The sequence below is a fragment of the Sphingobacterium sp. Lzh-3 genome (assembly GCF_046764375.1).
Classification (GTDB): Bacteria; Bacteroidota; Bacteroidia; order Sphingobacteriales; family Sphingobacteriaceae; genus Sphingobacterium.
In genome coordinates this window covers 1,523,250-1,541,351 of record NZ_CP177226.1, presented here as the reverse complement: position 1 = coordinate 1,541,351, position 18,102 = coordinate 1,523,250, and the positions used below count along the sequence as shown (strand labels likewise).

At 37.0% G+C, this 18,102-nt stretch carries 19 protein-coding genes; 4 read left to right on the top strand and 15 right to left on the bottom strand.

From position 1 onward, the window contains the following. Positions 1–29: 29 nt before the first annotated feature. Positions 30–782, bottom strand: a complete 753-nt coding sequence (locus tag ACLCDV_RS06235; RefSeq protein ID WP_291096149.1) for a carboxypeptidase-like regulatory domain-containing protein — start codon at positions 780–782, stop codon at positions 30–32. A 493-nt stretch (positions 783–1,275) separates the two neighbouring features. Here ACLCDV_RS06235 and ACLCDV_RS06230 point away from each other — a divergent pair, with 493 nt between their 5' ends. Both ACLCDV_RS06230 and ACLCDV_RS06225 read left to right on the top strand, forming a co-directional pair. Beyond that, on the top strand, positions 1,276–1,782 hold the full coding sequence (locus tag ACLCDV_RS06230; protein ID WP_075991455.1) for a YfbM family protein: 507 nt from the start codon (positions 1,276–1,278) through the stop codon (positions 1,780–1,782). A gap of 242 nt (positions 1,783–2,024) precedes the next feature. Beyond that, on the top strand, positions 2,025–2,717 hold the full coding sequence (locus ACLCDV_RS06225) for a hypothetical protein (protein ID WP_411973161.1): 693 nt from the start codon (positions 2,025–2,027) through the stop codon (positions 2,715–2,717). Positions 2,718–3,224: 507 nt separating this feature from the next. On the opposite strand, the gene ACLCDV_RS06220 is transcribed toward ACLCDV_RS06225, so the two are convergent. The 11 genes from ACLCDV_RS06220 to ACLCDV_RS06170 all read right to left on the bottom strand — a co-directional run bounded on the left by ACLCDV_RS06220 (position 3,225) and on the right by ACLCDV_RS06170 (position 11,140). Beyond that, a complete protein-coding gene (locus ACLCDV_RS06220; protein ID WP_201665574.1) occupies positions 3,225–3,572 on the bottom strand; it encodes a hypothetical protein in 348 nt (115 codons plus the stop codon). 54 nt (positions 3,573–3,626) lie between these two features. Beyond that, positions 3,627–3,869 carry a colicin E3-like toxin immunity protein gene (locus ACLCDV_RS06215; protein ID WP_112373526.1) on the bottom strand — a complete coding sequence of 81 codons (243 nt, stop codon included), beginning with the start codon at positions 3,867–3,869 and terminating at the stop codon, positions 3,627–3,629. Positions 3,870–3,892: 23 nt separating this feature from the next. After that, complete coding sequence (locus ACLCDV_RS06210; protein ID WP_411973160.1) at positions 3,893–4,411, bottom strand: hypothetical protein; 519 nt, start codon at positions 4,409–4,411, stop codon at positions 3,893–3,895. Positions 4,412–4,787: 376 nt separating this feature from the next. After that, positions 4,788–5,009, bottom strand: coding sequence for a hypothetical protein (locus ACLCDV_RS06205; protein ID WP_112373528.1), 222 nt, complete (start codon positions 5,007–5,009; stop codon positions 4,788–4,790). 109 nt (positions 5,010–5,118) lie between these two features. Next, positions 5,119–5,559, bottom strand: coding sequence for a tetratricopeptide repeat protein (locus tag ACLCDV_RS06200; protein ID WP_112373529.1), 441 nt, complete (start codon positions 5,557–5,559; stop codon positions 5,119–5,121). Between the two features lie 320 nt (positions 5,560–5,879). Next, positions 5,880–6,359 (bottom strand): hypothetical protein, encoded by a 480-nt coding sequence (locus tag ACLCDV_RS06195; protein WP_239468731.1) that lies wholly within the window; start codon positions 6,357–6,359, stop codon positions 5,880–5,882. 38 nt (positions 6,360–6,397) lie between these two features. Next, positions 6,398–6,808, bottom strand: a complete 411-nt coding sequence (locus ACLCDV_RS06190; protein WP_070565284.1) for a Dabb family protein — start codon at positions 6,806–6,808, stop codon at positions 6,398–6,400. Between the two features lie 11 nt (positions 6,809–6,819). Further along, positions 6,820–8,145, bottom strand: a complete 1,326-nt coding sequence (locus tag ACLCDV_RS06185) for a hypothetical protein (RefSeq protein ID WP_411973159.1) — start codon at positions 8,143–8,145, stop codon at positions 6,820–6,822. Positions 8,146–8,232: 87 nt separating this feature from the next. Beyond that, entirely contained in the window at positions 8,233–9,612 is a 1,380-nt protein-coding gene (locus tag ACLCDV_RS06180; RefSeq protein ID WP_411973158.1) for a sensor histidine kinase, read from the bottom strand. Beyond that, a complete protein-coding gene (locus tag ACLCDV_RS06175; RefSeq protein WP_145327763.1) occupies positions 9,609–10,298 on the bottom strand; it encodes a response regulator transcription factor in 690 nt (229 codons plus the stop codon). Before ACLCDV_RS06175 ends, ACLCDV_RS06180 begins: the two co-directional genes overlap by 4 nt. Positions 10,299–10,429: 131 nt before the next feature. Beyond that, on the bottom strand, positions 10,430–11,140 hold the full coding sequence (locus ACLCDV_RS06170) for a hypothetical protein (protein ID WP_411973157.1): 711 nt from the start codon (positions 11,138–11,140) through the stop codon (positions 10,430–10,432). A gap of 295 nt (positions 11,141–11,435) precedes the next feature. On the opposite strand from ACLCDV_RS06170, the gene ACLCDV_RS06165 reads away from it, so the two are divergent. Next, on the top strand, positions 11,436–12,362 hold the full coding sequence (locus tag ACLCDV_RS06165) for a hypothetical protein (protein ID WP_411973156.1): 927 nt from the start codon (positions 11,436–11,438) through the stop codon (positions 12,360–12,362). A 279-nt stretch (positions 12,363–12,641) separates the two neighbouring features. Here the strand turns inward: ACLCDV_RS06165 and ACLCDV_RS06160 are convergent, their stop codons facing one another. Beyond that, a complete protein-coding gene (locus ACLCDV_RS06160) occupies positions 12,642–13,028 on the bottom strand; it encodes a nuclear transport factor 2 family protein (protein WP_411973155.1) in 387 nt (128 codons plus the stop codon). A gap of 305 nt (positions 13,029–13,333) precedes the next feature. Here ACLCDV_RS06160 and ACLCDV_RS06155 point away from each other — a divergent pair, with 305 nt between their 5' ends. Continuing rightward, the gene (locus ACLCDV_RS06155) at positions 13,334–14,137 is read left to right on the top strand and encodes a type 1 glutamine amidotransferase domain-containing protein (RefSeq protein ID WP_411973154.1); all 804 of its coding nucleotides are present in this window, start codon (positions 13,334–13,336) and stop codon (positions 14,135–14,137) included. 73 nt (positions 14,138–14,210) lie between these two features. Here the strand turns inward: ACLCDV_RS06155 and ACLCDV_RS06150 are convergent, their stop codons facing one another. Beyond that, the gene (locus ACLCDV_RS06150; RefSeq protein WP_146752980.1) at positions 14,211–14,735 is read right to left on the bottom strand and encodes a hypothetical protein; all 525 of its coding nucleotides are present in this window, start codon (positions 14,733–14,735) and stop codon (positions 14,211–14,213) included. A 708-nt stretch (positions 14,736–15,443) separates the two neighbouring features. Then, positions 15,444–18,092, bottom strand: a complete 2,649-nt coding sequence (locus ACLCDV_RS06145) for a hypothetical protein (RefSeq protein ID WP_411973153.1) — start codon at positions 18,090–18,092, stop codon at positions 15,444–15,446. Positions 18,093–18,102: the final 10 nt, after the last annotated feature.

The window sequence follows — 18,102 nt, the reverse complement described above, 5'->3', positions numbered from 1 at the left end:
TCTAACAAATTGACTTAATGGGGCGAAGTTTAAGGCTCGATATATTCATGGTAGCATTTTTTGATGTACAGGATAATATCATAGTCGGACATGTATTTAGCGGCGTCAATATTCGGACGGTACAACTGCATGAAAGTTTGTAGAGAATCACCTTTAAGGCCCGTCAAATTTTGAACCTTACGCTTCGAAAAGGTATTATCAAGATACTGTTCTTCTTCTTCCTTTATCAATTTCTGTTGGAGCTTGGATTGAGGGGTCCTATTTTTCCCTAACATAGAAATAACAGAAAGCACATCAATACTAATCAGCGAGGCGGTACTATTGCTAGCTTGATTAGGGTGTCTCGGGACATTTGAAGAATAATTTTTGCTGATGAAAATGTCTTTAAATTTGGGTTTGCTATAATTGAAAGTCTTGGCAAATTCTTCCCGAAACTTTAAGGAATCAGCCTTATAATTTCCTAAAGAATTGATCTTGACTTCATCCAACAATATCGTTGTTTGCTTCATATATATGACCAAATTATCAAGATTGCTATTATCAACTATATATTTTTCCTCGCGATATCCTATTGAAGAAAAGGTAATTGTATCTCCAAGCTTAATGCCTGGCAATATAAATTTGCCATAGCTATCGGAATAGGTGCTGCGTGAAGCTACTTTGATCGAAACACCTATAAGAATATCACCCGAATACTTATCTTTAATCGTGCCTTTCAGATCTTGTGCAGAAGATAAGTTTGCGATAAAGAGCAATAGCAACAACAACTGCAGTCTACTCATTTTCAATTAGTTTTACAATAAAAATATTATAAAACCAAACATCTAGCAATGTTATTAACTCTTTTTAACGCGCGACGCTTAGAGGAAGGAGTAAACGATAGCGACACCACTCGGATTTGTACACTTAAAGACATCCCTATCCTGACGTATCATGGAACGGATAACGAAATCGCCATACACGAAACAGAACGTATAGCCGAATCTCTAAAGAAGTGCAATGTAAATATGATCTTTCACCGCATCGCAGGTGAAGGTCACGGCACCCAATACCTTTATGAAACTGAGCCCTGGATTTATGAGTGGTTGCTGATACAAAGGAAGACGTCGAATAATAACACGCCCATCAAGAAAATTTCAAATAATTGAATTTATCGTATTGTTTTAAATAGCGTAGTTCATTATTTTTATGGAGATACAAAATTTAACAAAGGCCATATAAATGAGATATCAAGACATGGGTATCAGAAAAACACTTTAACCTTTAAATTATACCATGGGAATGACACAAAGCTATCTACGTGTAGATAACGAAACACTTAATAACTTTATCGCAGATAGTAGACGTTTAGAAGATATTGCATTCAAACAAAATAATATTGATAGCGAAAACTTTCTGTATTTAGATAAAGCTTGGGAAGGTATTTTTTTCCTAATTACTGGACAAAGCTTGGCAGAAGCAGTTGAAGAAGAAGCACCGCTTTTAGGTATACTTATGGGGCCTACAGAAATTGACCCCGATCAAGATATGGGTTATGGCCCGGCAACATATAGTACAGCTGAACAAACCAAAGAAATATATAGCGCGATAAAAGATCTTACAAAGGAAGAGCTTTCAGCAAACTATAATCCGAATAAGATGATAGAAGAAGGTATCTACCCTGACATCTGGAAAGATGATGAAAATGCCTTGGAATATCTTCTCGATTACTTCGATGATCTCAAAATCTTCTATAAAAAAGCTGCGGAGAATGGAGATGCTATGGTGATGTATTTGAGTTAAAAATAATTAGGTTTTATTCAAAACTTAGAAATAACTTATATTGACAACAACTCATGTGAATTAATCAACATGAAACAATTAATATTTACTGTCCTTTTCGCATCATTATTTTCGTTAGGTTATGCCCAGACTACAGTGCAGCTCTCAAAGACATCAAAAGGAACACCTATTATGTTGATAGCGTACAGATAAGAAAGAGAACTGTTTGAGAAGTTTTTGAGGTGAGAAATATTCTTGAAAAAATGAAGTTAACAAAAGCAAAATTAATCACTAAAGTCAAGGCTCCTTTAGCGACATTGGGGTACCTCTATTTTAAAGACTCTATATCTAGCGCACAAGGTTTTTTTTCAAAAAAGCTAGAAAACGGCTTTTATTTATCCTTAGGACTAACAATTGACAGGTATATGGAAAGTGAGTTTACTGGATCTTTTTATTATTCCAAAACAACCCGATGGGCTTCCGTTTGGGGTGATATTCCAACAGAAAGTTATGAACGTCCAGGCTTCTTAATGTCAACAGAAGAACGGAGGATTTATTTTGACACTGAAAATGAACAATTCTGTGATTATTGGTGGGATGGTTCTGATGATTCGTCGGTCGCTTCTTTTATTGAAGTCATCAAGCTCACCGAATTGAGATTGTATGAGGACCGATTGTTGACAAAAAGGATTGAAGATAGCCTCAGCGTGTCACAACTGAGAAATTACGCCGATGAAGTAAAGAAATTGGTCTCCGACATCGAAAAACTGAATTTCACTTATTCTTATTTACCAGACAAAGAAATAGATGGAATACCGATGCAGTGGTTTAAAGCTAGTGAATATATCTTAAAAGAACAGAATGGTATACTCAATAAGAATACGGTTAAAAATTTAGCGTCTGATGCTTTTATTCAACGTACAATCGACAATCTGTCAGCGATAGGAACCCGCTAGCCATTATAAGCGTTAACTTGCGGAATATGGGCGAACAAGAATGACATTAGAATAACCAAGATGTTCATACAGTTTAAATAAGTCAACCCAATTTATAAAAAAAAATCACTCCGATAAAACTATTTGGAAATGGCAGTTGTTCTTACAATACAAAACGGCTACAAGCTACCTTTCGAAAGAAAGGTTCAACATAAAAATTGGCGTCGTACAGTGAAAATCCAATAGTCTTTAAAAACATTGGATGACGAAACAAAAAAGAGGAAACGATAGGAAACATAAAGATTACTGTACAAATAAACGCTAAGAGAAAGGGTCTGATTTAACATCAGGCCCTTTTGACGTAAAAAAGCCACATCTCCCGACGTGGCTCTACAATATATATATTTATTTGAAATCGCTCCTATTTATAAGAATTAATCGATTTGGATACTTTCCAGTCATTACCCACACGCTCCAAGGTAACTAAATCTGTTTTGGTAAAATCTTCAAAACAAAAAAAGACCTTGATCATAGGTCCTTTAAGTCTTTTAAGGAGAAATTTTGAAAAACACAATCCCAATCGTTAGAACCATAAACGAATAGTTCCAAATTAACTAATTTAAAATTTTCAATATTTCCAATGAACCCAATCCCGATTTCCAATCCTTCTGTTATTATGATTTTATCGACTGAGAGAATATCTTCGGAAATTGGGAGAACATCATTTTCATCATAATATTTTAAGAATACGTATTGCCCCATACCGGTACATTCTCTTTCACCTACATATATTTTATCAATATGAGTATACAAAACCGGGTATTTCTCTGCTAAGGCAAAAAGCAGAGCCATTTCAAAAACTGTCAATTTGTTCATTACAATCCTTTTTTACTAAAAGCTGATATTTCTATGTGTAAAGTCTCCTAATTATCAAGCCTGAAAACAATCAATTTGATATATATATTTATCAAATTCGAATTCAATGTCTACATATTTTTTTAGAATTTCAGATTCCGCTATATTAATATCATAAGGATTGTACATTAAAGGATCTTCAATCGGAGGTCTAAAAGTCTCCTTCAAAAGATCTAAAGGTATAAAGTCTATATTAAATTCACCAATAAGCCTCTCATCTCTTCTATCAAACCAACTAATAATACGCCCTATTTTCATAAAAAATCAATTATTTCGCAATTTCAAAGTTCTTGTACATGAGTAAAATCTCGCTCTATAAGTCTAAATTTTGAATTATCTAGCTTGTATATGGAGTGTTTATAATCCGTTGGTGATGGAAAATCTATTAGCTCTTTATTTTTGTTTAACTTCCTCCGCTTTATAAATATCTTCGAAGCTAAAGCTACTTCCGGTTTTATATCTAATAATTTCTCAGCACTTTTATGTATTCCAATAATCCTACCTTTTATTTGAATTCCGAGGATCTCTTTTGAATTGCCCAACAGATAATCGTATAATAAATCCCTTCCCATGTAGAAGATATTTAAAGTAGAATCAGCTTTCTCAAAAGAGACAACCGCATCCAAATTGAAGATACTCGAATTTACTTCAGTTATTTCTTTAAAAAAAACTTTGTCAAGTTGATCATTGTTGTGCTCAATTACTGGAAAAATAACATTGGATTGAGATTTCACCATAAAGCATGAAAAGCAAAGCAAAACTAAGATGTGGATTTTAAGGGTATATTTTATCTTTATCATATTGCGCATAAACTTGGTTATAAACTCTGAATAATTTTAAAATGGTTCGTGGAAAATATCTGCTCATTGCTTTAGAATAAACTCCTCAATTTATTGCAAAAATGACAGAATTTGAAATACTATTTTGACTTTTCTGGATATTAATATTTCCTATATTTCAACAATAAGGGAAAGCTCAAGGAAACACATTTTTTTGCAATAAGAAATAGGCCTTCCATTTTTCGGAACCTGTTTGGGACAGTAAATATTGAACAAGATACTCTTAAAATTACTGAAATGGAAGCTATATTTAAATAGGAAATTACGGAAGGCAATGCAGCATAACATTAAAACTTATGCTGGGGACGGGTTTTTATTTATACAAAAGTTATTAAGTTCATTCGGTTATAAAGCCAGAAGTCCAGTTATCCTTATCTATTTTATATTCTGATATCTCAAAACCCGCTGTATGATCCCGGAAACCTTCTACTTTGGACATTCTTACTAACGCATTTTCAGCAAGTTCCTTGGTACTGTAAACTCCTATCAATTTCACGTCTTCTCCTCCATCTAATGATTCGTCAAAGTGGGTGTGCCATAGCAAAAATACATTCTCCATATCATTGATTATTTATTTTCATCATCATTTTTATTAACTCCAATGCTCATTTTGGCAACAATCCTCTAGATTACTTACAATATCAAAAAGAAAATCTTTACTATAGAAATTATAGCCTGTACTTCCCTTGTTTTATTTCCCTTTCAAATATTTTCAAATTTGCTTTTGCAATAATTGACCCGAGTTCAGCCCCTCTTTTATATAATGCGTAACTCATCTTTAAATCTTGCTGAATCCCTTCGCCTCTTTCATAAAAATCCGCTAGGTTATTATAAGCCTCTGCATAACCACCATTGGCCGCCTTTGTATACCAATAGATACATTTCTTTGGATTGTATAATGGATTATTAACACCTAAAAAATTAATTGAATCAAACTGTTGCGCATAATCATATTGACCTTCCGGATTACCGCTATAAGCACTTTTTTTTATGTGATCAAATGCCAGCCAATATAATTTGTACTTTTCTTCGGAAGAGAGAGAAGAAGGATATTCTTGTATCTTCCGACTAATTTCCTTCGCAATTTCAAAGTTCTTGTCCTTTCTCAAAATCTATGGTTTATTTCTTATTTCCCAATGGGCTCCCTCTGGATTATCAATAAGGGGATTCCTAATTTTAGGCCAACACAATTTATAAAAAAAATCACTTTGATAAAACTATTTCAAATTGGCTATCGTTCTTACAATACAAAACGGCTACAAGCTACCTTTCAAATGAAAGGTTCAACATAAAAATTGGCGTCGTACAGTGAAAATCCAATAGTCTTTAAAAACATTGGATGACGAAACAAAAAAGAGGAAACGATAGGAAAAAAGAAAAATTACTGGCAATGTTGTGCCACAGGTCAGACTGCGGCACAACATAAATGTTAGTTATTTTTTGTTACGAAAAGATCATCAGCCCCCTCATTGATAGGGATATACAATCTTTCCCAGCTTTTTGAATGAACCATTTCCCAGCTATGCCCAGTACCTTTCAAATCTTCAGCCAAAAGAATCGTTCCAGGTTCAATTAAAAAAGTTGAACCATCGCTGACTTTAAATTTGATTTTACCTTTCAGCGTAACCACGTATTGTCTTCTTGGAGCTGGATGAGCGTTTTTCTCCCATTCTTCTGTTTTATTGCTTGTCCAAAATGTACTCGTATTGGCGTGTTTCAATGTTGGAATAAAGCCTTTTTGAAACGAGCAGGTTCCATCCGGATTGTTGATCAATCGCACTGCAGGCATTTTACCTTCGGCTTCCACGTTGACCTCCTTAATTTTTCCATGACCTTCTTGCGCTTTCACAGCGGTTAAGCTTGATGCTGCCAATACGCAAGCAATAGTTAGTTTGGATATCATTTTCATTTTGTAATGTTTGAAATTATTATTTTGTTGTTTTAATTTTAGAATTCATAAACCGTATCGTGCACCATCATCCGTTCAAAATAAGGTTTGTATTTAGCGACAAGGGCGAGGTGCCCCGGCAGTTTACCATAAGCCTCTAGTTCCTCCAATGTCGCAAATTCCATGGACGCATTGTAGGTAAACGAGTTGTCCAATACCGCTCTTGGGGAAGAAGCAGCTGGCTTGCCATAACGTACATTTTTGACATAGGGAAGCTTTTTAAGACCTTCAAAAAACTGTTTAAACTCTTCTACCTGTTCAGCAGACAAATCAGGTTTTAGCCAAAAAAGCAAATAGTGGAAATACACTTTTTTTGTTTTCGCTTTTTTCTCTTTTGCCATCAGTGAGGTGGCCGCAAAGCTCATTACGCCAGCAGTACCTAGTGTAAGGATAAAATCTTTTCTTTTCATGTTATTGCTATTTAATTAAAATCAATTCTATATTTAAGCACAAATGCCCACTTGTGATCTGTTACCACAGCTTGATCCGCAGCATTTAAATTATAGATCGGACGATTTTGCGCATCAAAAGTCAGCCGGCTGCTATTACCGTGCATCAGTAGCGAGATACCTGCATCATAAATTAGACTTTTGTCTTTCAATGCCTTGTAGTCCCCTACTTGTACAGAAACCGCTGGCTGCAGCTGTAAATTATGTTTGGATGGATTGAAATAAGGGAGTGTACCGCCGACCTGTGCGTAAAATGTATTTCCCGTGCCAGTATTTGGCAAGCTATTTCCCGCACCATTCAGGCTTGCATTGGCCGCATCGATACCTGTCGCGGGGTTGTTTGTCCCTGCAAAGCGGAGATAGTTAGGACCATAATCGCTGTGCATGGCCATACCATAGGCACTAATCGAAGTTCCTTTCTCTTTGTCGATGGGCGCGTCATAGATGATATCCGCTGCAAAATTGCGCATATCGTCATTTTGGGTCATCTGCCGTTCATCCAGATGCCAAAGGGCATTGTGCATATACTCAAATCCAGCCCCTATGCTGAGCACATCTTTTTTACCGAGGTATGTACCCGAATTGAATGGCGTTTCGTTACTCTCTTTATCGTGAAATGCGTAGCGGAAGTAGCCTGACACATCTTTTTGTGCTTCATTTTTGCTGAAGGTGGCTTTATTTAATTTTGGATCAGCACTGGCGGCTGAATATGGATCAGCCAGTACCACCCGATAGTCAAATTTTCCAAACTGCCCTTTTGCATAGATGCTCATTTCACGTACGACCATATCAGTCGCCCCAGTATTGGATGTCGCATACAGAGGCAAGTCGTAAAGCAGCGTATTGAGCGGTCCTGTTGTAAAACGGGAAAGACCGCGCCAAGTCGAACGGCCGCCACCGATCGCAATTTTGGGACTGAAACTATATTCTGCATAGGCATCCAAGAGATCCATATACGTATTAGTTTTGCTGTTGACGTTTACGTTGGTAGGCCCCATCTGTAATACAAACAGTAAATTTTCGGTAGGCTTGTAAGTCATCTTTGCCCTAATACGCCGCAAAGAAAGATCAGATACATTCGAAACGGACTCGTTGTTTACCAAACTCCCCGGATTGAGCTGGCTATATCTCGCCCACAGCTCAGCGTACCCGCTGAAGCTGATATAACGTGTATGCTCCTTATTTAAGAAATGAGTAAGTTTTGGATTTCCAAAATCATTGGTTTGCGCCTCGGCGAGCTCTGCGCTACCTAGTCCCAAACTGAGGAACAACGCCAAGGTAAGCTGTTTTTTATTCATGATTCAACCTAATTTTGTTTTTTTGATAAGTCAAAATTAGGCTGAATATGGAGGTGATATTATTAGAAAACCATTAGAATTTTTAGCTTATTCAAGCCCTTTTGGATAGGCCAGTTTAAGTTTGACTGAAAACACAGTCCCTACATGGAGAGTTGAATTAACCGCTACGGTACCCTGATGCATCTCAATAATCCGCTGAACAATTGAGAGACCGATGCCATGTCCCTCTTTTGAAGGCGTACCCGCCACACGGTAAAACAAGTCAAAGATATGCGGAATATCCTTGCTGTCTATTCCGATACCATGATCTTTTACCTGCACCTGCGCTACGGTTTTATTTCTGGAGAGCAGTACCTGGGCATGCCGATCTGCACTATATTTACAGGCATTCTCGATCAGATTAGCAAAGGCTACTTTCAAGAGGTAGGCATTTGCAGATACCAAGATTTCCTCTTCGTCGATTGCAGCATTAGCATCAAAAGAGATGCTTACCCGATAGTCTTTATTTTTCTCTAAGACCACCAACTTTGCTTCAAGCAGTATTTCATCCAGTCTGATTTCTTCAAAATTTACCTGCGAACTATCGTAGTTTGCTCGGGCAAAATCCAGCAAGGCTGTCGAAAGTACCGTAGCCTCCTTCGCATCGAGCAATGCCCTATCAATAGAGTTAAAATACTCATCCACATTGGTATTCAGCTGCTGCGCCAATTCCAGTTCGGCGATCATAGCTGCCAAAGGTGTTCTAAACTCGTGTGAAATAATGGATACAAAATGGCGCTGGTTGTTGAAAGATTTTTCCAACCGATTGAACGTATTGTTGAATGTTTCGATAAGTTCTGAGAGCTCATCTTTTGCATTACTATAGGAGACACGTGTGCTCAAGTTATGTTCGGACACATCCTTTATCTGATGTATAATGTAATTGATTGGCTTAAGAATATAACGTGCAAATAGAAATGAAGAGAAAAAAATAAAAAATAGGGCAACGATATAAATCGTTATCAAAATATTTTTCAGCCGTTCCATATGTGCAAAACCCGTTACATCGTACGCATGTCCGATCAAGAAAAAAGGCTTACCCTCAAATTGATAGTTTAAGCCCATATACAGTTCTTTGCCTTGCTCCCATGTAAAAAAATTAGACGTTTTGAAAGATTCCAATTTAACATCGGGATACGTCGGTTCGCCTATATCGGAAAAAACAACCCTATTCTGCTGATCGAAAACAGTAATCTGGGCTTCGTTGATCAGCTTTTTATTTTGTTCATGAATTCTTCTTATCTGATGTTCCTGCACCTGTGCATCAAAAATAAATTCTGCGCGCCAGATGATCTTATAGCGCAGCCGATCCACAAATTCTTCCTGCCGATTTAATTCCGAAAAGAAATAAACCGCATAGGCGAATAGAAACAAGATGATAGCCGAAGAGAGCGTAAATACCCAGGAAGTTCTATTGACAATCTTCATTCTTTATTGGATAAAATAAATCCATGTCCGGATTTCGTATGAATCAATTTAGGTGAAAAATCCCGGTCTATTTTTTTACGCAAATAATTGATATATACATCAATATAGTTTGTTCCGGTATCAAAGTTTTTGCTCCATACATTACGTGCGATTTCATCCTTGCTGAGCATGGTCTCCCTATGCTTCAAAAAGAAGTGAAGGAGATCAAACTCTTTGGGAGTCAACTTAATAAGTTGTCCCTGACTATGAACCTGCTTACTCCGGAGATCAATACTGATACGATCATAAGTCAGCAGCCCCTGAATCTCTTCTTCACTGATTTCCCTGTGCCGCTTGAGCAAGACAGCGATACGTGCAAAAAGTTCGCGTATTTCAAAAGGTTTCACCATATAATCATCGGCTCCCGCATCAAAACCAGATATTTTTTCATCGATACTGCCCAATGCTGTGAGCATGATGATTGGAATCCTGGGGTAAGCCGCACGCATCTGTTTACTGAGCTCAATCCCATTCATTCTTGGTAACATGATGTCTATGAGAAGTAAATCATAGTCAACAGATTTGGCTTCTTTGATCGCTGATTCCGCATCACCAAAAACATTGACCAGGTAGCCCTGACTTGCTAATCCTTTTTTCACACTCGAAGCAACGCGTTCATTGTCTTCTACGACCATTATTTTCACCATTCTAGCATGCTTGTATGTATCTACTAATACTGCAGGACAAAGTTAGTTATTTTTCAAAAAGGCTGGCGCAGCCTCCATGAACTTTAGACAACGGTCAGGAAAACTCAGTAAATTTACCGTTATCGCTATTGCTAAAATGGCATTGTTACCACCTTTGCATGATATGTACCTTTTTTAATCTCAAATAAAACTGCATACCCACCAGCTCCATCGCCATTAACAGCAGTAATGTATAAACTATCATTTGAGTCATCATAGTAGCATGTTGCAAACTCGTTGTTTACATTAAATAGGCTTTCAATTTCCTTTTCCGGGATCTGGATAAATCTTCCCTTTATAGTTGCTTCAATGGAGGTATAATGGCTTGTAGGGATTTCGCCATCTGTTCCCCAGACCTGCTGCTCTCTAAATTTGTCTACAACGGTATAGCCATCATATTGAGTCGATGAAAAATCACCTTTATTTTTTTCATAATCGAAACTATCTGAATTTATTTGCACGGTTATATCTTTTGCCATAAATTTTGCTGTGCCTTCATCAGAAAATACAGTAGGGATTTGCTTATAGGATTCGATATATTTAATTCTTGAATGGTGTACATAGCCAGTGATACTCTTGTTGCTTTTGTCTGTATAATCTACAATTACCCAATCGCCGAACTTTTCATCAGGAAATGCATAAACAATTTCATCAGCAGCAATTTTTGAAACAACCGCACTATTCACTGTAGCTTGTTTCCTCACATTTACATAGCCGTCTTTATCAATGATTTTTGCAAATTGGGCCGAGGCCAATTGGCATACTGTGAGAAAAAGTAGTACTAAAAGATATCTGTGATTCATTTGGTATAAAGTTATTACTAATAATATTTTGCCCTCAGCTTAATAAGGTCTTCGATCATTTTATCTTCTTTAATTGAGGTACTGTATACAAATTTAAACTGAAAGCTGATAATTTCGTTACTTTTATTTCATTTGCTACTTTTTAATTACTCAGCTCATAGCGATAAATTTCCCTAAACTTATTACATTCAAAACCCAGCGCAGCATTACATATTATTTCACTGGCAGAAGAATTGATTTCAAAAAGTTTTGAAATAACCGTAAATTCATTTTAAAATAATAATGTTGAATTAGAATGATGAGATACTTTATATTGACAATCGCTTTTTGTGCATTCGTGTTTGTATGCTGCAGTAATGAAAAAAATGGTAAAAGTGACATTAAAAAAAATGACCAAACCGACACGGAGGGAAAACTTCCTATGAAATCTTATATGCTCAATCACGAAATAAGAAATATAGACTATGAAATATATTTAAATGATTTTCTTATTGCCCATTCACAGGAGAACAATGGTATCCCTGGCCCTTACAAGTTGAATCAGTACATTTTTTCCAGTGGAATACAGGAGGTGAAAATCAGGATCTCGTCAAATAAGAGCCAAAAATCGATAACTTCTGATATGCTCAATGAAATAAGTAGAAACACAGGGATCTACCTGCTTGAAAATAAAGATTATGGTAATATCAAGGAGATCAAAAAACTTGAATTTCCAGCGCTTGAAAAACCGCTAGATGCTTATACGCATACCTGGGATTTTGAAGCAGAAGCGCCAACTTCGGTCACAAGTCTGAACAATTCCCAGGATCTTTCAGAAATGAATCAAAATAAGCTACAGGTGGAAGTATTAGCAAAATATGATCAACTACGTAAATTTTTGCTGTCAGGACATGCGGATGAGTTTCTGAGAGAAATCGCAAACGCGAAAAGTAATCTCTTTATATCCGAAGGTTTTTCGGAGGCCGAGCAGGAAGCATACAATGACAAACTTAAAAAGTACCTGTCTGCGCATAGCGATCTACTTCCCGACCTTAAGGAATCTGCAATAAAATTATTCGGGCACGGAAAAGCCGTTGCACTTGAGCAAAACCTCACACTGTCATCTGGAGAAAACAAAAAGAATGACGAGCAAAATTCTAATTATATAATTTTCCACAAACCTCATGGATCTGATTCATTTGAAGTGTTTCGCTACTTTATAGCTTATTCAGGTGGAAGGTAGGTGTGGCATGCTGAAGCGGTGACAAGAAATTGTTCGATTTGACTGAAAACAAATTTTCCAACTTCCTGATTATGCTTAGCTGTATGCCCCCAAAAGAAGAGAAATTTGAAGCTATCTCCATTTTCAAATCTATCGGTTAGCCACTTGATAGTATATTTTACCATATGCTCAATTCAAAATTGATCGCCTATTATCCATCGACATACAATGATACGCAAAAAATTGAAGCCACATCTCTCGATGTGACTTCACAACTTATATATTTGTTAGGGATGGCTCTTATTTATACGAATTGATTGATTTGGTTACTTTCCAGTCATTACCCACACGCTCCAAAGTGACAAGATCAGTCTTGGTGAAATCCTCAAATTTCAAAGTCACTTTAGCAATCATATAATCTGCGGATTCTTCTAAAATATCTGTGCTTACGGTACAGTTCAGCTTTTCGCCTTTTTGTTTTTTGAAGGATTTAACCACTTCGCTACGGCTGTTAGACAACGCATTGGTAGTTTGGATCTTTTGATTAAAATCAGCTGCAAATAACTGCTCTACGCCTGCTGATTCGCCCGCAGTCGTTACTGCAACATAGTGCTCTAAAGCGAAATCAGCGGTGGAAAGGTTAACGTTTGCTTTTGTTACTTTTGCTCCAGGTCCTTCAGCTGCCATAGCGAAAGTAGATACTGCGATTAAAGCTGCTGCTGCGAATGTTTTTACTAGCGTTTTTTATCGAAATTATTTGTTTTTTATTTGATGATAAAGCTATCATGAGTGTCCTTTGAATACACTCATGATGGTTCATAATGTCTTTTTTTATAGTGTTAGTTCTGTTGTTCTTATTTGTTGACTCAAAACTACGACACAATAGGCCCCTAGCCTATCGGCTTTAGACTAACGATTAGGAAAACTCGGTGAATAGCGGAAATGGGAAGGTGAATTTTAATTATGTGATGTAGGTCACGTTAAATTACGATATGAAATCGAGAGATTTGTTCCAACAAAAAGAAAATCTCAACGATATGAAAGCAAAACAACTCTTTATACAAATAGGACTATTTTTGGCTTTATTCACCCTAATAGTACCCCATTGCTATGCAACAAATCGAAAACCGAAAATTCTATTTGTAGTAACTAGTCACGATACAAAAGGTAATACAGGCGAGAAAACAGGTTATTATCTCGGGGAAGTCTCACATCCCTGGGAGGTTTTAACAGCGGCTGGATATGAGATTGATTTCCTTAGTCCACAGGGAGGGAATCCACCTGTGGATGGATTTGACCTGACTGATCCTGTTAACAAAAAATTCTGGGAGGATAAATACTACCACAGTAAAATCACCCATTCCCTTAAACCTTCTCAGGTAAAACCGGAAGATTATAAAGCCATTTTCTATGCCGGAGGACATGGTGCGATGTGGGATCTATCCTTCGATTCGACAATCGCAAAGATTGCAAGCAAGATATACGAAGCAAACGGCGTTGTCGCAGCTGTGTGTCATGGTCCTGCTGGCTTGATCAATATCAAACTGAAATCCGGTGAATATTTGATAAAAGGAAAAAAAGTCAATGGCTTTAGCAATGAAGAAGAAGAGCTTGTAAAGCTCAGCAATGTTGTTCCCTTTCTACTAGAAGATAAACTAAAAGCTATAGGTGGGATTTATGAAAAATCAGAGCCTTGGCAGTCGCATGTCACCATTGACGGCAGATTGATCACTGGCCAAAATCCTCAATCAGCCAAGGCCATAGGCATGGCCATCGTCAAGGCATTAAGTAAGTAGTAAGGTATACTTCTCAAGATAACAACATTGGCCTTTGAAAAACCATAGGGTCTTTCAATATTATTGCGGAGAATCAACTCAAGAATATTATGATACGTAATATAATTAAACCAACAACAACTAAACAGATCATAAGTGGAGCAATGATGCTTCTCTTCTTATATTTTATTCCTTTCAAATATTGATCCCAAAACCCAAACTGCAATATGGCGGCACCTATTCCATACAACAAAATACCAGTGAATCTACTCTGATCAAAATAATCTTTAAATTCATTGTATACTAAAATTAACGCTAGGGTATAACCAAATCCAAATAGGAGTGTTGCCCATGCTTCTTTTTTCTTGGATAATGTGAATAAGTTAATCGCTAACAATATAGCGCCTGTAAATAATCCGAATAGTATACTAAAATACCATATTGCTTTTTGAGAATAGAAACTGACGGAAGCTTTTTCAGCATCTTCATCAATATCCCATGTGTTAAGGGATTTGTAATCAGGTTCCTCTTTTTTCCTTGATGCTATAAGTTGATTTATCTTAACAATTTCTGTTTCGGAAAAAAAATAGCCCCTTTTTTTGAGAATGTCGAAAGCCATTTCTATAGCTTCAGGGACTGATCGGGTATCTTCTGAAGTATACCGCAACAGGTCCTTATTGGATAGTTTTTCTAAGACTGATCTTTTTACCATAAACCTAATATAACCAAACTACCAATTACAGTTATCACACTTTTAAAATAAGGGTACTAAAATATTATTATCTGAAAACAAATGTTTCCTAATCATCTCGCAGTTTAGATCTAATATTCCATTGTAGCAGTAATTTCATCAAAGAAGTAAAATAACTGACAGGTGTATTAAGTTAATTTCATATAACATTGCAATAGCGATACAAAAATTAAGATATTACTGGCAATAAAACAATATACTAACCACTTAATTTTAAAGCCATAATAGAATAATCCCAATATCCATGGATTCCCAAAAAGATATATTCTAAAAATTTGAAAGCCATCAAATTTTTGCCCTAAATGAAAAAAATCAGCCAATAACTGACTAAAACATCCTTTAATTGCCTGGTGCTCTATCGCAATAAAATTCATCACGATCAAACAAACATAGGTCAGAATATAAATAGTTGGAACAACTTTTTTATTAATTTTCACTTCTTAAACATTTATTGATTTGTACGTTGTATAACTTAAAAACAGATCCATCTACCACCTCACTGGAAGATATGAATTAGCTAAATTATCAAAGGTCATTTGAGAGCCTTAAGTTAACAAATTCTTTGGGAGTTAAAAACTAGATTTTAAATCGCATTGCAATCAGAAACTGTCTTGGCCTGAGTTCGAAATAACTCTGTATAAGCTCATAATCTGAGGAAAATTGCTGCAGATAGTTTTTATTATCCAAGATATTGGTTGCTGTCAGCTCTAAATCGGTACGCCAATGGCTTAGCCTGAACCGATAAGTTGCGTCCATAAAATACTGACTTTTTTGTGCCTTGACATTATTTGCATATAATGAATTGGACAAGGTGATCAAATGTCGATCATGGGGCGAAATTACCAGATTAAAAAAATGATTGTTATATAACAGCTCATTGCGCTGCCCAGCAGCCAATCTATTGTGGGTCCGCCCCATGGCAACCCGGTAATCTCCAGAAATTAACGCTGAAGACGAATTGATAAGCTCAAGTGTGAACGACTGACTGTTTACATGTTGCTTCACCAACTGCTCATTCAGCAAATAATCTGAATTACTCCAACTGAAATTACCGTTTAACTTTGCTACAGTTTTGATACGGACAAATAGTTTGGAAAGTCCACCACTGATCCCATGCGATAAACTCTGTGCATTTTGATTAATAATACTGGTCGAGCTACGTCCCATACTGTCCAATACTGTACTGAACATATAGTCGCGCCAACTTTTTCTAAAATTATAACTCAGATTGGCAAAGCTTGCCTTCAAGGTGTTTTTATACGCATAATGTATTCCTGTACGCAGCTCTTCATTCTTGAGTAAGCGTGCATCATACTTTTGGATACTGCGATACTGACTAATGATGTAACCATTGTAGAAATTGTCGAGTCCACCAAAATTTCGACCTACACTCAGATTTGTACTGATCGTATTTTTCCCGTTAAACAGATAGCTCATCGAAGCAGAGGGATTCCAACTGCTCCGCAATTCATTTTTCAGACGCTGTTTGCCTTGCTGTTTGACATTATAGTAATATTGACTGAACGGTAGATTGAAACTGTATTTAAACTTGCGCACTTCTTTCCCAATTTGGAGCGCCATCCGCAGCTGCATCTGCGCGCTATTCATAGCATTGAAATAACCAGTATCCAGGACGCGAATATCATGCTGATCATGCAGCTCGATATAGCTGTTTAACGTACCGCTGTTGTAATTCAGGTTGATGCTAGGTGAAAAAGTCCATGTTTTGATCTTGCGCGATAAACTCAGGCCATTTTCAAAATTAAAGCTCTTAAAACGAACGATCTGTCCCATCTGATCATAGGGCATCCCGCCGTTGAGCAACGATTCAAACTGACCGGGATTGACCGTAAGACGTTGAGGTGTACTGTGCCACTCTAAAGTAGACGTGATCTTGACCAACTGCTTGCCTATAAAACGGCCGAGTGAAAAGGAATTGAGAAAGGCTTCGTCTGAGAACTTTTTGTCCTGCTGTATAGGGATGTCTTCATTAAAAAGAATATTACCGGCACTGTTGTTCCAATGTTTACGATAATTGGTACTGTTACTAAAAAAAACGTTTGACTCGTTCTTTTCGACCAGCATCCCAATATTCAACTCATCGATACCATAGCGATTGTCCACCACCTCCTGGTTGTGGATCACTTCGTTGTTTGTAAAATATTGTGTCGACGTTGTTCCTTGCAGTTTTCGATTATCGTGGAAATAAGAAAAATTACCTTTGACTTCCAAACCGTTCTTTAACTTTTGAATCATATTGCTACTCATTAAAAAGATCTGGTTGTTCAACCATTTTTTCTGATCGAAACCCGGAGTGGCTACCTCCCGAATGGAGAGATAGGACGATCCATCTGAAAAGCGAGATCGCGCTGTAAAATAACCAGTACCTGAATAGAATGGTTTTAACTGCTGTGACACGTCATCGCCTACATTGTTCGTCTGAAATGAATTGAGCATTTGAAAGGTCTTGGCAAATGTCATTGGCGTAATATTAGCATCCCAAAGCGCAGGAGCTGCTCCAAGACCTAGTTTACCGGTACCTGTTGTGGTAAATTTCTTAAGCTGTAAATTAAGGGTGGCGCGGTTGGAAAAGACCAACTTATCCAACATTTTGATGGGTTGATGATTTTCAAGGATCTGGACTTTCATAACCGCATCTGCTGGAAGATTTTGATTGATAAGCCCGTAACGTCCGCCCATCATGTCCAATCCATTGACCCGATACTGTTGAATAGGTTCGCCTTGGTAAAAGATCTGACCGTTACGCATCTCTACGCCCGGAAGCTTCTTGATGATATCACCTATTACACGATCTTGCGCTCCTGTAAAAGAAGCTACATTATAATTGATCGTATCTTTTTGCTTGTACACTGGCACATCCGACACCTTTACCTCTTGTATTTTCCGCACCTCACTTTTTAAAATATAAGCATAGTTTGCAGTCGCATTGGCAACATGTACGCTACGTTTGGCATAACTGAGATGATTAAAATCCAACTGTAGTGAATCTACATCGCTAACTTTAACAGTAAGTCTGAAGGCTCCACTAGCGTCACTTTTTGAAAAGTTCAACAAGGCTGCAGAACCGATTTTTTTATAAGACACAGTGACATTGGCGATCGGTTTTTGATTTTCGTCGAGTAATTTGCCTGTAATAATGGTTTGCGCAAAGGAATGGCCACCTATCCAGATAAATATGATGGTGAAAAAAAGTTTAGCTAGCATAGCGTCTATT

Excerpts from the sequence above, each read along its gene's own strand:
- ACLCDV_RS06235 (WP_291096149.1), bottom strand. The coding sequence starts at position 782 with ATGAGTAGACTGCAGTTGTTGTTGCTATTGCTCTTTATCGCAAACTTA.
- ACLCDV_RS06230 (WP_075991455.1), top strand. The coding sequence starts at position 1,276 with ATGGGAATGACACAAAGCTATCTACGTGTAGATAACGAAACACTTAAT.
- ACLCDV_RS06225 (WP_411973161.1), top strand. The coding sequence starts at position 2,025 with ATGAAGTTAACAAAAGCAAAATTAATCACTAAAGTCAAGGCTCCTTTA.
- ACLCDV_RS06220 (WP_201665574.1), bottom strand. The coding sequence starts at position 3,572 with ATGAACAAATTGACAGTTTTTGAAATGGCTCTGCTTTTTGCCTTAGCA.
- ACLCDV_RS06215 (WP_112373526.1), bottom strand. The coding sequence starts at position 3,869 with ATGAAAATAGGGCGTATTATTAGTTGGTTTGATAGAAGAGATGAGAGG.
- ACLCDV_RS06210 (WP_411973160.1), bottom strand. The coding sequence starts at position 4,411 with ATGATAAAGATAAAATATACCCTTAAAATCCACATCTTAGTTTTGCTT.
- ACLCDV_RS06205 (WP_112373528.1), bottom strand. The coding sequence starts at position 5,009 with ATGGAGAATGTATTTTTGCTATGGCACACCCACTTTGACGAATCATTA.
- ACLCDV_RS06195 (WP_239468731.1), bottom strand. The coding sequence starts at position 6,359 with ATGAAAATGATATCCAAACTAACTATTGCTTGCGTATTGGCAGCATCA.
- ACLCDV_RS06190 (WP_070565284.1), bottom strand. The coding sequence starts at position 6,808 with ATGAAAAGAAAAGATTTTATCCTTACACTAGGTACTGCTGGCGTAATG.
- ACLCDV_RS06185 (WP_411973159.1), bottom strand. The coding sequence starts at position 8,145 with ATGAATAAAAAACAGCTTACCTTGGCGTTGTTCCTCAGTTTGGGACTA.
- ACLCDV_RS06180 (WP_411973158.1), bottom strand. The coding sequence starts at position 9,612 with ATGAAGATTGTCAATAGAACTTCCTGGGTATTTACGCTCTCTTCGGCT.
- ACLCDV_RS06175 (WP_145327763.1), bottom strand. The coding sequence starts at position 10,298 with ATGGTGAAAATAATGGTCGTAGAAGACAATGAACGCGTTGCTTCGAGT.
- ACLCDV_RS06170 (WP_411973157.1), bottom strand. The coding sequence starts at position 11,140 with ATGAATCACAGATATCTTTTAGTACTACTTTTTCTCACAGTATGCCAA.
- ACLCDV_RS06165 (WP_411973156.1), top strand. The coding sequence starts at position 11,436 with ATGATGAGATACTTTATATTGACAATCGCTTTTTGTGCATTCGTGTTT.
- ACLCDV_RS06160 (WP_411973155.1), bottom strand. The coding sequence starts at position 13,028 with ATGGCAGCTGAAGGACCTGGAGCAAAAGTAACAAAAGCAAACGTTAAC.
- ACLCDV_RS06155 (WP_411973154.1), top strand. The coding sequence starts at position 13,334 with ATGAAATCGAGAGATTTGTTCCAACAAAAAGAAAATCTCAACGATATG.
- ACLCDV_RS06150 (WP_146752980.1), bottom strand. The coding sequence starts at position 14,735 with ATGGCTTTCGACATTCTCAAAAAAAGGGGCTATTTTTTTTCCGAAACA.
- ACLCDV_RS06145 (WP_411973153.1), bottom strand. The coding sequence starts at position 18,092 with ATGCTAGCTAAACTTTTTTTCACCATCATATTTATCTGGATAGGTGGC.